Genomic DNA, 13,422 nt, shown 5'->3' with positions numbered 1-13,422 from the left:
TCATGAGTCAGAAAACAAATGACGACGGACAAATGATAAAGGACAAATGACAAATTTAAATGTCGCCGCGAATTTCTTCTACGACCCCATCGCGCAGAACAATTTCAACTTGCATTTTGCTAATCAAGTTATCTCCAGTTTCTACTTTGAAAAAGCCCTCCATTTGGAATTGGTTGACTTCTTGATCTTGCTGGAGAAATTGTACTTGCTGGAGGTTTTGCAGCAACTGATTTTTCTGCTCCAGGAATTCACTTTTCTTTTGATTGACTTGGAGTTGGATATTGTCAATTTGTTGGAGGGTCTGAGGTCCAGGTGGTTGCAGACTCTGCTTTTGAATTGCGCCGATCGCTCTTTGTCCTTCAACGTCTAGTTGTTGTAGTTGCTGGTCAAGTTGGTTGATCTGCGTTTGTAGCTGCTGTTGTACTTCCTCTTTCCAGAGGGGAGTAACAATAACTTTGACGTTGACGACGCGTTTGAGTAGCAAATTAGATTTGGAGGCATCCATAAACATTTCACGTTCACTCTTTACAGTTAGCAGGTGGAATCATCAGGCAAACATGCCGTCAATAATATCGCGATAGCGTTCCATGACGACGTGTCGCCGAACTTTCAATGTTTGGGTCATCAAGCCATTTTCGATAGAAAACGGTTCCAAAATCAGCTTGAACGACCCAATGCGGTCATCCGGTCGATAACCTGGACGATTTTGCACTTCCCGATTTAATTCTTGGCGAAATAAATCCTGGATCATTTTACTCTCTAGGTCAATTTTTTGAGTGGATGAGGAAGCAACCCGATCGCTTTGTATGTCCAGGGTCAGATTCTGAGTTGCTGCCCATTTTTCTATGGCTTCGACATTGGGGACAATTAAGGCTCCCAGGCTACGCCGATCTTGGCCGACAAGCATAATTTGATCGACGTAGGGCGATCGCAAACAGGCATCTTCAATCGGTTGTGGCTCGATGTTTTCCCCATTAGTTAAGACAATCGTATCCTTTGCCCTGCCAGTCAACACCAAGTCGTTTTCTGGTGTCAGCCAACCCAAATCGCCGCTATCAAACCAACCTTCAGCGTCAATTGCTTTGGCTGTCGCTTGGGGATTTTGATAATAGCCTTGCATAATCTGCGGCCCTTTTAACAATACCAAGCCTCGCTTTTCTAATGGTAGAGGTGCTTTTGTTTCCGGATCTACAATTTTAGCTTCGGTTGCGGGGAGCGGTAACCCTGATGCACCAATCAAATTCCGCCAAGGACGACGCACATGGGTGACAGGAGAAGTTTCTGTCAAGCCATAACCTTGCAAAATCTGCACGCCAATAATTTCAAAAAAGTTATCGATATGTTTGGGAAGCGCACCCCCGCCACTAATCATCTGCTTGATTTCTCCGCCTGTGGCTTCCCGCACTTTGGCATAAACCAGTCGTTCTCCCAAGCTATGCAGAGGTGACAAAATAGATGCTTGGATCTTGGCTATTAATCGTTCACCGCCTGAAGCATGAAGATTATTTAAATCCAATCCTTGAGCAACTCGCTGCGCTTTGATATATTTCTCGCTAATCCCTAATAAAAATTTAATTAGGCGTTGCTTGTTGGCTGGTTGTTCTCGGAATTGCTTTTGCACTCCTTCATAAATCGATTCCCATAAACGGGGTACACCCACCATATAGTTAGGTTTAAATTGTCTCAAATCTCCTTTTACAGAGCGCAAGTTAGTATAAACTTGGGTGCAACCTTGAGATAATAAGTAATATTCAACAGTTCGCTCGTAGCTGTGCCATGAAGGTAGAATGCTGAGAACAATATCGCCCACGTTTGGTTGCAATACTGTTCCAAAACTGATCACTTGGTGCATCAAATTGCTATAAGACAGCATTACACCTTTAGGTTTACCCGTAGTGCCAGAGGTGTAAATTAAAGTTGCCAGGGCGTCACCATTTTGCTTGACTGGCACAAAATTATGATTTACCCCAATTTCCATCGACTGGGTAAAGTTCAGCACCTTTAAGGTTGTTTCTCTGGGTGGTGCTTCATCAGAAAGTAAGATGACAAATTGAATTGGTAGATCGTTGAGACGGTCTTGGAGTTTTTTAAGTGTTTTTAAATCCTCAACTACGATCGCTGTGCTGCCACTATTAGCGATGATAAACAGCAGTTCTTCTTTGTCGGCTTGGGAGCTACGCACCGCATCAACTCCTCCCGCAGTCATGATACCTTGATCGGCAATGAACCATCGGGGACTGTTGTCAGCAATTAGAGAAATGCGATCGCCTACTTTTATTCCCAACGCTTGTAAGCCAGCAGCAAATAGTTGCATTTGCTTGGCTAACTGGGTATAAGTAATCACTGCTTCTGGTTTAGAGTGAGGGCTGCGGAGGGCGACAACATCACCAAATTTCTCAGCTGCTAAAGGCCAAACTTCTGGTAACGATTCTACATTGGTATAATCTACCAACCGCCTTAATGCTTGGCGTTCTTGTTCAGTGATATTAGATAAAAAAGAATACGCGGTTTGGGTTTTTGACATAACACCTTACCTAAAGATTTTAAACCGATTGTTTTTACAGCTTATTTTGTTATTACGCTACATTAACTCTCCTGATTATCCACATTCCCTTCTGTGTATGATAATTTCAGGAATTCCACGTTTATATTTACAAAAATTTATGTTAAAGTTAATTTACATAGACTGCAAGCTATAGATTGTCTTTGCAGTTCAAAACAGCAATGTCTACAACAGGCTATGCCTACGCCTATTTTTCACAGGAGATGATTACCTATGAATTTTATAGACGCTATACTGCTAACGCTGCTCAACATTGCAGCTTGCATGGCGTTGCCTAAGCTTTTTGCTATTCTTTTGGCTAATAAAACCAAACTTACTGAAAAGTTGCCAAATGGTTCCAAATTGCAAACAGCTAGAGTCGAACTTACCAGTTTTCCTTATTGTACAGCTTACTCATTGACAGGCAGTCAGTTTTGTAAATTCAGTCCTGATTTTTGTGTTAAGTGTTCTCCCTATTGATGGAATGTTTGTCAGTAAAAATTACTGAAAACTTCCTACTAACAGCTACTAAAATCTCTTAATACTATTCGTAGTTTGCCCTTTAGCAAAGACAGGGCAAACTACGAATTCACCACTACGAAAAAATTTAATTAATTTTACATTACGTAATATAGTTTAGTTTATTCTTACCTACTTACTTAGATTTAAGTAATTTGTTAGCCTAGTAAGTATATTTACTAATTGAAGTCAAGGTACAGATATAACTAATATAACAATTATTAAATCTATTGCATGACAGTAAAGCAGCTTGTAATGCCCAATTAGCAATCACTCGGTCAGTTTATTCAGAAACTTCACCAACTTCTAGTAGGCTGTCAAGTTAACGAAACTGGATGAAGAGTGCTGAGTTAGGTCGTAGCGGAGCGTTTAGCCCGTACTGAGTATTTCTTAATTTACTCAGTATTCGTGACCTATCACTAAGTATGATAAATAAGTTTGTAGTAAGGACTTTAGTCCTTATATTATTAAGCACTTCAGTGCTTAATAATATAAGAGGCTTTCAGATCCCTAGCGGTCTGTCTGATTAATTTTGATAGTGATATATGTTGGTAGTAAGAACTTTATTCCTTGTATTATTAAACACTAAATTATTGACTACGAACCTTTAAGAACTTTTGTAACAGACTACCAATGGTCTGTAAATCAATAAATTATCGATGGAGATAATTTTGGTGCAAGCTGAATTAAATAGGAGGAGAAAGTCAGTAATTGCTGGATAAGTATTTAACGAGTTAACCATTAAATGAGAATATAATTACAAATTTTCCTGCTAACTCTTTTGACGGTCAACGCATTAAACTATTAGGTCAAAATAACAGGTCTGACTATGAATCGAAAACAAATCACAGAGTTTTCTCTCAACGATGGCACAAAGTTTTTAGCTGAAGTTGATGAACCAGAAAATACCAATGCTCTGACACGTGTTGCCAGACCAGAGGGAGGGCAAATGGTAGTTGAAGCTAAAAAGAAATTTGAGGATGTCTTAGATCAAATACAACCTGTAGCTTCAGCAATTATCACTAAACTGAGTCAGCTTAATACACCTGCCGATGAGGTAGAGGTTAAATTTGGTATTAAGTTAAATGCTGCTGCCGGTGCAATTTTTACTTCTGTAAGTGGTGAAGCTAACTACGAAATTACCTTGAAATGGAAGCAAGACAAGGCATAGTATGGTAGTGAGTACAGATAATTATATTCAAACTTTTAGGTCAGCGATCGCCCGGATTTTTTATCCTAATGGGGCGGTAGTTGGTGTAGGTTTTTTAGTCTCTGGACGAACTCAAAATTACATCCTGACATGCGCTCATGTTGTTACCTCAGCTCTATCTTTACCAGAAGATATTGTTGAAGTTCCTAGTAATGATATTTATTTGGATTTCCCCCTAATTGCATCGGGACAAAAACTAAAAGCTAAAGTTGTTTTTTGGCAACCTGTTGTCAGCAATGCATCAACTTCTGAGCCTGAAGATATTGCCGGGTTGCAAATAGAAGGGCATTTACCTAAAGAAGCTCAACCTATCCAGCTAATAAAAGCTAGCAATATTTGGGAGCATCCTTTCCGCATATTCGGTTTTCCTAGCGGACACAATGATGGCGTTTGGGGTACAGGGGTGTTGCGAGACGTACAAGGTAAGGGATGGGTGCAACTCGAAGATAGCAAGGTAACTGGCTACAGGGTAGAACAAGGCTTTAGTGGTGCCCCTATATGGGATGAAACCCTTGTAGGAGTCGTTGGGATGGCTGTGGCGGCGGAGAAGCAGCGAGAAGATATCAAAACTGCTTTTATGATTCCTGTGGATGTATTAATTAATGCATGGGATGAAATTGCCTGGTCGAAATCATCAAATGCACATAGCCGTACTGTTCCCAGTAGAGTAAAAGAACTCCAAATCAAAACTTTGCAACAACGGTTTGACGTTCTAAGTACTGACTATCAGGCAGCTTACAATCAACTCAACTATACACTTAATGAGAGCGATCGCCATAAGCTCCAACGCCAAATCGACACCATGTTACAAGAACTTGAGCAAGTAGAAAGCCAACTTAATACAATAAGCCATTAATTTAATACCTAAATACAATGAATAATTCTTCAGATTCACGAAAAAACTATCTAGAGCAGTTAATAGCCAATTTAAAAACTGAGGTTGAAAGTCTCAGCAAGCAAATAGGGTGGACAATTAATGATGTAGATCAAAATAAATTGCGAAGGCAAGTTGACGAGAAATTCAATGAGATGATCAAAGCTGAATCAGAATTAAATCAGCTAAATCAAGAATCTCTAGAATTTGAACCTGATAAAATTCCATTTACTAATAGAGATGCTGCAATTCAGGAAATTACAGCCACGAATTCTCCTCCTTATCGTTTGGTAACTGCACCTGAAGGTTACGGGAAAACCGAATTTCTCAAACAAGTAATGGTGCGTTTTCAAGAATTACAATGGTGTTGTGCTTATGCTTCTATGTCTAGTTATGAAAGTATTGAAGATTTAGAACAACGATTTGCAACTTCTCTCAATCTGAAAATCCCGGAAGGGCATGAATTAATTTGGGGAGAGCGTTTAGGCTTACTATTGCATAGAAATTGGGCTACTAGATGGCAATCTCAGGGAAAAAAAGGTATTGTGCTACTAATCGATCTCGATGGAAGTGCCCCACAAAAGCAGCGTTTAAATGAAATTTTTAATGATTTTAGGGAATTTGCCTGGAGAATTGAAAAATGTTTGAAAGAATTACAATTCTTTAAAGAGAATTACCGGAGAATTCGAGTTGTGATTGCAGCTCGATGTCTGATCGATCTTCCCTTAGATCGGACTTTTCCGAAACTAACACTTTCTCCTTTTAACTGGGAAGTAATTCAAGATACAGCAACAAAATATCTCAAACCCATTGAGATGACTTCTGAAAGTCTTGCTTTACTAGCAGGACATTTATTGTATTTAACTGGCGGACATCCAGGGGGAATTGCTGAAGCACTAAAAGTTTATCGAGGCGGCGGTTACACAGTTAATTTGTTTTTAAACAGTTATGGTAAGCAATTATGGGAAAAAAAACTCAAAAAGTGTCGAGATCAGATTAAAGAAAGCTTGACAAAAGAAAATAATCATCTATACGAATCTATAGAAAAGTTGAGTATATTTCCCATACTAAATGGCACTTGGGTATTAAAGGAAGCCGTTCGGAGATTTCAGTTACCTTTCAGTGATGATAGTTTTAAATTAAATGCTGAACTGACAAAAACATCTATTTTTACTCGTGACAAAACGATTATCAAAGATGGTATGACCCGGCGGGTACTAGTTATTGGTCTGCTCCGAGAAAGTTCGCCTGAGAACTTTCAAGAGCTTTGTAGTGAAGCGGCTCAAATCTGCTGGGAATATATTCATGAACTGAAATCAAAGAATAATTCTGCGGTTGCGGGTACTTGGTCTATGCAGTATTTTTTTCAAAGTCTTCAGCAACACGCTGGATTTATCAATTGTGGTGCTAATAGTCTGGCTTATCGACAAGAACTCCGCAAAACTTTCTTCGATGAAACTGTTGAAGAAACTCTGGGACTATTTCGTAATACAGATAAAGAGCAATTCCATGAGTTTCTTTATACGCTGAAGTCTGAAGTGGAAAACGACTGGGAATTTCAGTTTCTTGTTAATTACTATCTCCATAATGACGAATATAATGATACACCCTATAGATATTTAATGCAGAGGCTTGATGAAGCTATTCAAAATAATTAACTAGGGAATGAGGAATATGTGTATTGAGTTTTTTAAAAAATTCAATTAAATTAAATAGGAGTTGTATATTATGTCTGAACTAGCTAAATTAGAATTTGTTGGTCGTGAAGAACATCTCAATCGAATTATCTCACTTGTTCGGAAGCCTAATCTGCATGTAGTTTTGGTTGAGGGTAGAGGTGGAATTGGCAAAACTTGGTTGCTTCGTGCATTACAATCCCGTCTAAATCAAGTTCACATTGGGACAAGTGAAATTATTGATTGCGATATCCCTGTTTTTAAAGATGCAGAAGATTTATGCACTCAAATCGCCAAACAATTATATGATTCTACATATCAAGAATGGTTGCTCCGGTTACGAAAACTGCGAGAAGATGAAAACCGCCTCAGTCAAATTGCATACGAACAAGAACGGAGACAACTTGAAAAGTTTTTAGTTGATGAAATTAATCGAAAATCTCAGCAGCAGAGGCTAGTATTTCTCATTGATACGGTTGAGAAATTAGGACAGCCAGAGCGAAGAGAAGAAGTTTGGGAGTATATTAGCAATTTATGTTATCAGCTAGAGAATGCCGTATTTATTTTAGCAGGTCGCCCTAGTATGGCGCGGCAAATTCTGGAAAAGTCATTCCAAGAAGAAGAATTAACTTACTTGGAATTAAATGAATTTACTCATGAGGATGTGCAGAGATATATTGTTTGCAAAGAGGAGCAGCTTCACTTTACTCTCGGACAAGAATTGGTTAAAAAAATCATAGTTCTTTCTGGTGGTAGCCCCATTATGATTGAATTTGGAGTAGAGTATGCTTATCGGGAAGTTATACCAGATTGGTTAGAAAGTGAAGAGATAGAAACTATTCCCAGTAGATTGGAAAAAACTGGTGGATTTGAAGCTGAGATGGTTCGACATATTACCCAGCTTCAGACATCAATGGATCGTTTAACCTTGTTACTTTCACGTATCTATCCATTAAATAGCTCTGATATTGCTAATTTATTAGAAATATCTCTGGAAGATGCTCAAAAATTATTTATTGATGCACAGAGTTACTTTTTTATCAAACCAGTAATAGGTGGTTCTCAAATATCATTGCATGATATTGTGCGAGACTTGGTTGAGAAATATGTATGGACAGAGATTGACCCCGATGAGGAATGGAGAAAACGAGATAGTCGGATTGCTGCTAAATATTTCGAGCAAAAAGATTATCAGTTAGGTCCAGACAAAAGAACATTGGAGCTTCAACGTTCCTCTGATAATTATCCTAAAATTGCTAATATCGAGTTTCTAATTGAAGAAGTTAAACAACTGCGGGAATTCAATACTACCCGATGGCTTTGGAATGCTTTGTATGCCGATCCGACAATGGGCTTTGAAACTTGGCACGAAGTTACTGATAGGATACGCCGCCAATCGAAAAAGTTTGGGTTTGTCAATCAATTATTGGCAATTGCCAAACAGTTTGAATCGCAGATAAGCCCAGAGCAAAAATTTAAACTGATTATTTTTGAATCAAAAATTGTTCACGCTCTTAGAGACAAGAATACGAAAGAAAATGAGGTGAGAAAACTAGAGGTAATGCTTTCTGAACAATCTTCTAATTCTTCTTATCAAGCAGATATTTACAATGTCTTGGGAATGCTAAATGCCAAGTTACATCTTTATGACGAAGCTTTAAAATATCAGCAACAGTGTTTATTTCTAGTTGAAAGCAAAAAGCTATCATCTGCTATTCCTGGCGTAGCTAACCAAGTTGGTTATCTGCATAGACAACTCAACAACTTTCAGGAAGCTGAAAAATATTACAAACTAGGTTGGGATGCTGCAATGGAAGTTGACACTCCTGACAAAGGTTTAACTCAAGTTATGGCTAGTATTCAGAATAACTTGGGATTTTTGTACGGACAACAAAAAGATTACGTCAAGGCAGAACAGTGTTTTAAGGCTGCTATTGATATGTGGTCGAGTGTTGAGAGTGAACGCGAAATAGCCAACGCCGAAATTGCCTCTGCGACTATTTCAGTTGATAATGGTAACTATGTTAAAGCTAAACAGCTACTTGAACGAGCCTTAAGCCGTTGCGACAATGAAGAAAACGATAATCAAATATTGTGTAGGGCATATTTTCGTTTAGGTTTAAATCAGTGGTTTAGTGCTGAGGTAATAAATGAAGCCGTTTGGGATGTGACACAGGTAGAGTGGGATCTCAATTTGCTAAGTCAAGCTCAAGATGCTTTAGAAAAAAGCCTGAAACTGGCAGAGAAATATGGACTGGAAGAGGAATTACCTGGAATTTTGCATCAAATTGCCAGTGTCTATTGGCATCTTGGGTTTCAAAAGTGCGATCGCTCTCTGCAAGAACAAGCTCTAAAACTCAACGATCGCTCTTATCAGACTAGTTTAGAGTACAATGACACGCGATTTGCCATTGATAGCCTTGTAGGTAAAGCTGAGTTTGATTATTATGCCAAAGCCTACGAGCATATTTCCGAGTATGCACGAGAACTTAGCGATCGCTTTCAATCCTATGAAAATACCCATAAACTATACTTTGGCCGTATATTACGGATAGAAGGTGATGTTGCATTTCAACAAGCTAACTACGATTTTGCTTTTAGTAAATATGCTCAAGGAATACCCAAAATCTTCCAGCATGGAGGTTTCGGTCCATATTCGATCAAACATGAGCTAAATTTACTCCAAAAGAAAATCGAACGGTTGCCTATAGAACTTTCTAAAACTCTAATTCAGCAACTCAAATCTGAGTGGAGAGATCATAAAGCTCTCAAGGAATGGTGCGATCAACAAATGTTTCTCACTAGAATACGTGCCACAAAATAGCCATCTTTTCATGCTTAGTAAAAAAAGCGATCGACCCCAAATTTTAGTTTCTCTTAATTCTACTTACGTACCAACCGGGCAATGCGATTGTGATGGAGGAGATTGTGCTTGTGACTTATCCCCTTTAACAGAATTAAGCTCAGATATCCGATTATCTCTGGGGATGTTACAGACAGAGTTAATGAGAGTTCCTAACTCACAGATAATGAATCTAGATGATACTTATTCTATCTGTTATAGTACTCATCATAAAGTAGTAGTTCTGAATCAATCAGCAATAGATTTACTAGATCAATTTACCAAATCTCATAAATTAGATGATATTGAAATAGGACATCTTAATATTGATTCAACAGACTTACAGACAGCTATTCAGGAACTATATAAAGCACGTTTAATAGCACCTAAGAATAATTGTTTATTGAACCTAAATGAAATTCCAGAAACTTTAACAGCATGGTTGCATATCACCGATCGCTGTAACTTAAGATGCGATTACTGCTATCTTCCGCATTTAGCAAATGATATGTCAATAGATATAGGTAGAGCAGCTATTGAATCTACATTTCGCTCTGCTACCTTAAATCGTTATCGCCGTGTCAACCTGAAGTATGCAGGAGGAGAAGCATTACTCTGCTCTCCTTTAATTAAGTCTCTCCATTTATACGCTCAATCTCTGAGTCAAGAGAGAGGCATTATATTAGATGGAGTTGTTCTCAGTAATGGAACATTGATTACACCTGAGATGATTGAGATGTTGCAAACATTAAATTTGCGTCTCATGATTTCACTAGATGGATTAGCAAATTTCCACAATATTCAAAGAAGTTATGCAGGTGGAAAGGGATCGTTTCCAGATGTTGAACGAGGTATTAAGATTGCTTTGCAAAATGGTCTGATACCAGATATTTCTATCACAGTTACTGGGCGGAATGCAGAAGGATTACCCGAACTTATAGAATGGATATTAGAATATAATCTACCTTTTAGTCTAAATTTCTATCGTGAAAATGAACTATCGGCTTCTTACGAAGACTTACAATTAGAAGAATCTCGGCTAATTGAGGGAATGTTGGCAGCATTCAAAGTTATTGAATTGAAATTACCTAATCGAAGTTTGCTAGGTTCATTAATCGATCGCGCTAATTTATCGTCTCCTCATAAACGAACCTGTGGAGTTGGACAAAGCTATCTTGTATTTGATTACAAAGGGCAAATTGCCAAATGCCAAATGCAGCTACATAAAACTGTATCTTCTATTGACGCTCAAGATCCTTTAACTGTTATCCGACAAGATAAAGCAGGTATTCAAAATTTGTCAGTTGAAGAAAAAGAAGGTTGTCGGACATGTGAGTGGAAATATTGGTGTACAGGTGGTTGTCCTCTAGCTACATTTAAGGCTACAGGTCGTTACGATATTCAATCTCCAAATTGCAATATTTACAAAGCTTTATATCCTGAAGCTGTTCGACTAGAGGGCTTACGCATTCTCAAATATAGTTACCCAACTAACTAAGTACGAACAAAAGATACCCAACTTCTTCAAGAAGTCGGGGATCTAAGCCCCTCGGTATTTACAAATAAAAGGGGATTGCTATAGTTAGCATAGTATAAAAATATATTTAATTAACTTATATTCAATAAAATAAATTCAAAATCTTATTTTATGTAATTGTACTAATTTTGCTTCAAACTAGGAATTATAGTAAATACAAATTTTTCACCTGGGAGTATTAGACATGAGTTTGATAGATGGTTTATTCCTAACGCTTTTAAATACTGTTGCTTGTTTAGCGCTACCTAAGCTGGTATCTGTAATTCTATCTGCCAAAAACGAGAATGCTGTACCATCGCCATCTGCTGTAACTTCACAAGATTCCAACTCGGAAATTCCCAGTTTTTCTTAGGTGATTGTTTTTAGATATCGCCTTGATGAGGAGAAAATATAGTTAGTGGTGCAAGGCGATATTTGATTCCAAAACGAGAGTTTTATTTTATTTCTTTATTGTTGCTGTAGTTTTAGGTCTGACGATAATAAAAAATGCGAGCAAAGTAAAAACTAACATTTGCCAAGTCACCAAATTCCAGCCACCAAGATTCCAGCATAGTAAACCAATGCTAGTACCTACAGCACCGCCGATAAAATAGCTAGTCATGTAAACTGTGTTGATGCGACTATTCGATTGAGCATCAAGAGTGTATATCCTGGCGACATTGGTGACTTGGACAGCCTGTACACCTACATCTACTAACAATACAGCAACAGCGATCGCTATTGCAGAATTAGCAGCAATTTTCGCAATCACTAAGCTTGCAATCACCATCGATACAGCGATAGTCAAAGAACGTTGGGAGTTACCTCGATCTGCCAGCTTACCAAAAACTGGTGCCATCAATGCACCTGCGATCGCCACGAAGCCATACATCCCAATTGTGTCAGATTGAAAATTAAAAGGCGCTCCGCTTAAATGGAAAGTCAGCGTTGTCCAAAATGAGCAAAAGACACCAAATAATAAACCGCTAATTAAAGACGCTTCTCTTAATAACGAAAACCGCTTAAATTGTTGAATTGTTGAGCTTAATAATTCCAAATAATAACCCTTGAATTCATTTTTAACATTAGGCAAATATATCTGGAGTAAGACAATAACAATTAAAATCATTACTGCCGAAAATCCATATACATAACGCCAACTCAACCATTCAGCAATATATCCACTAAAAACCCTTGCTCCTAAAACTCCAATTAATATACCAGTAAAAATGTTACCTACGGTTTGGCCTGTAGTTACTCTATCTATACTTGCTGCTAAAGGAAGAATAATCTGAGCAGAGACTGTCGAAATCCCAATCGCTACGCTCAATATCCAAACTTGGACGATGTTTTGTGAAAATGTCATGGCTATCAACAAACAAAACAAACATACCAGCAAGCAAAGAATTAATTTTTTCTTGTTGATTTTATCGCCCAAGGGAATTAAAAAGAAAAGCCCCAAACCGTAACCAACTTGGGTAAGCACAGAGATGCTACCCGCTTCGCTTTCACTGACTCGAAAAGATGATGCAATATCTTGGAGGATTGGCTGATTATAATAAACGTTAGCAACACAGACACCAGCTGCGATCGCCATAATCAGTACCTGGGCTTTAGTTAATCCATTACTTGGGATTTGTTGTTCCATTAAACCTAAAATTTATCCAGGAAATAACTGGTTTATAGTACAGCTAAAACCAGGTAATAAGGGAGAAATTATAATATCACTACTAAATAGGGTTGCTACCAACTTAAGTTGATTATCTTCGCGTCGATAGACCTCTAGTTTACGCGATCGCCAATCAGCAATCCAATATTCTTTTACTCCTCTGGTAGAATAAAGTTTAAGTTTTGCTTCCTTATCTCGTCTTAGGTCTTCGTTGCTGCTAGACAAAACTTCGACTACTAAATCTGGTGCGCCAGTTAAATGTCCCGCTTCATCCAATGTTAGCGCCAAGGTTTCTTTAGTAACCCAAACCACATCAGGAATCACATTATCTGATTCTGAAAACAAAACGCCGGGGTTGATTACAGCTTCTCCTAAACCAGTAGACTCTGACCAAACATCAAGTTGTCGAAAAATCTTGCCACAAGTTTGCTGATGTTTAAAGTGAGGTGCCCTGGTCATAAATAATTCTCCATCAACTATCTCGTAGCGCGTCCCCTCATTTTCTGGTAATAATTCCACATCGTGAATTGTCCAGCGTACTCCGGTATTAAGGATCTGACTCATCAGCTAACTC

Annotated in this window: 10 protein-coding genes; 6 read left to right on the top strand and 4 right to left on the bottom strand. The window is 38.3% G+C overall.

The features are described from left to right. Nucleotides 1-55: 55 nt before the first annotated feature. Nucleotides 56-505, bottom strand: coding sequence for a YlqD family protein (locus ACFG4S_RS02895; RefSeq protein WP_392533374.1), 450 nt, complete (start codon nt 503-505; stop codon nt 56-58). Nucleotides 506-547: 42 nt separating this feature from the next. After that, nucleotides 548-2,524, bottom strand: coding sequence for an AMP-dependent synthetase/ligase (locus ACFG4S_RS02890; RefSeq protein ID WP_392533373.1), 1,977 nt, complete (start codon nt 2,522-2,524; stop codon nt 548-550). Nucleotides 2,525-3,890: 1,366 nt separating this feature from the next. Between ACFG4S_RS02890 and ACFG4S_RS02885 the strand changes: the two genes are divergently transcribed. The 6 genes from ACFG4S_RS02885 to ACFG4S_RS02860 all read left to right on the top strand — a co-directional run bounded on the left by ACFG4S_RS02885 (nt 3,891) and on the right by ACFG4S_RS02860 (nt 11,552). Next, nucleotides 3,891-4,232: a CU044_2847 family protein gene (locus ACFG4S_RS02885; protein WP_392533372.1), complete on the top strand. Its 342-nt coding sequence runs from the start codon at nt 3,891-3,893 to the stop codon at nt 4,230-4,232. 1 nt (nt 4,233) lies between these two features. Continuing rightward, the gene (locus tag ACFG4S_RS02880) at nt 4,234-5,127 is read left to right on the top strand and encodes a trypsin-like peptidase domain-containing protein (RefSeq protein ID WP_392533371.1); all 894 of its coding nucleotides are present in this window, start codon (nt 4,234-4,236) and stop codon (nt 5,125-5,127) included. A gap of 17 nt (nt 5,128-5,144) precedes the next feature. Then, nucleotides 5,145-6,803: a hypothetical protein gene (locus tag ACFG4S_RS02875; protein WP_392533370.1), complete on the top strand. Its 1,659-nt coding sequence runs from the start codon at nt 5,145-5,147 to the stop codon at nt 6,801-6,803. Between the two features lie 70 nt (nt 6,804-6,873). Then, on the top strand, nt 6,874-9,645 hold the full coding sequence (locus ACFG4S_RS02870) for a tetratricopeptide repeat protein (RefSeq protein WP_392533369.1): 2,772 nt from the start codon (nt 6,874-6,876) through the stop codon (nt 9,643-9,645). 10 nt (nt 9,646-9,655) lie between these two features. Next, on the top strand, nt 9,656-11,161 hold the full coding sequence (locus ACFG4S_RS02865; RefSeq protein WP_392533368.1) for a radical SAM protein: 1,506 nt from the start codon (nt 9,656-9,658) through the stop codon (nt 11,159-11,161). Nucleotides 11,162-11,384: 223 nt separating this feature from the next. Beyond that, entirely contained in the window at nt 11,385-11,552 is a 168-nt protein-coding gene (locus ACFG4S_RS02860; RefSeq protein WP_392533367.1) for a hypothetical protein, read from the top strand. 87 nt (nt 11,553-11,639) lie between these two features. Here the strand turns inward: ACFG4S_RS02860 and ACFG4S_RS02855 are convergent, their stop codons facing one another. Both ACFG4S_RS02855 and ACFG4S_RS02850 read right to left on the bottom strand, forming a co-directional pair. Next, nucleotides 11,640-12,827 carry an MFS transporter gene (locus ACFG4S_RS02855; protein ID WP_392533366.1) on the bottom strand — a complete coding sequence of 396 codons (1,188 nt, stop codon included), beginning with the start codon at nt 12,825-12,827 and terminating at the stop codon, nt 11,640-11,642. Between the two features lie 12 nt (nt 12,828-12,839). Further along, complete coding sequence (locus ACFG4S_RS02850; protein ID WP_392533365.1) at nt 12,840-13,412, bottom strand: Uma2 family endonuclease; 573 nt, start codon at nt 13,410-13,412, stop codon at nt 12,840-12,842. Between the last annotated feature and the right edge of the window lie 10 nt (nt 13,413-13,422).

The sequence above is a fragment of the Nostoc sp. C117 genome (genome assembly GCF_043099735.1).
In the GTDB taxonomy this organism is placed as follows: domain Bacteria; phylum Cyanobacteriota; class Cyanobacteriia; order Cyanobacteriales; family Nostocaceae; genus Nostoc.
This window is presented reverse-complemented; position numbering and strand designations above follow the sequence as displayed.

Bases quoted from the DNA above. Each gene is read 5' to 3' on its own strand.
- ACFG4S_RS02895 (WP_392533374.1), bottom strand. From the start codon at position 505: ATGGATGCCTCCAAATCTAATTTGCTACTCAAACGCGTCGTCAACGTC.
- ACFG4S_RS02890 (WP_392533373.1), bottom strand. From the start codon at position 2,524: ATGTCAAAAACCCAAACCGCGTATTCTTTTTTATCTAATATCACTGAA.
- ACFG4S_RS02885 (WP_392533372.1), top strand. From the start codon at position 3,891: ATGAATCGAAAACAAATCACAGAGTTTTCTCTCAACGATGGCACAAAG.
- ACFG4S_RS02880 (WP_392533371.1), top strand. From the start codon at position 4,234: ATGGTAGTGAGTACAGATAATTATATTCAAACTTTTAGGTCAGCGATC.
- ACFG4S_RS02875 (WP_392533370.1), top strand. From the start codon at position 5,145: ATGAATAATTCTTCAGATTCACGAAAAAACTATCTAGAGCAGTTAATA.
- ACFG4S_RS02870 (WP_392533369.1), top strand. From the start codon at position 6,874: ATGTCTGAACTAGCTAAATTAGAATTTGTTGGTCGTGAAGAACATCTC.
- ACFG4S_RS02865 (WP_392533368.1), top strand. From the start codon at position 9,656: ATGCTTAGTAAAAAAAGCGATCGACCCCAAATTTTAGTTTCTCTTAAT.
- ACFG4S_RS02860 (WP_392533367.1), top strand. From the start codon at position 11,385: ATGAGTTTGATAGATGGTTTATTCCTAACGCTTTTAAATACTGTTGCT.
- ACFG4S_RS02855 (WP_392533366.1), bottom strand. From the start codon at position 12,827: ATGGAACAACAAATCCCAAGTAATGGATTAACTAAAGCCCAGGTACTG.
- ACFG4S_RS02850 (WP_392533365.1), bottom strand. From the start codon at position 13,412: ATGAGTCAGATCCTTAATACCGGAGTACGCTGGACAATTCACGATGTG.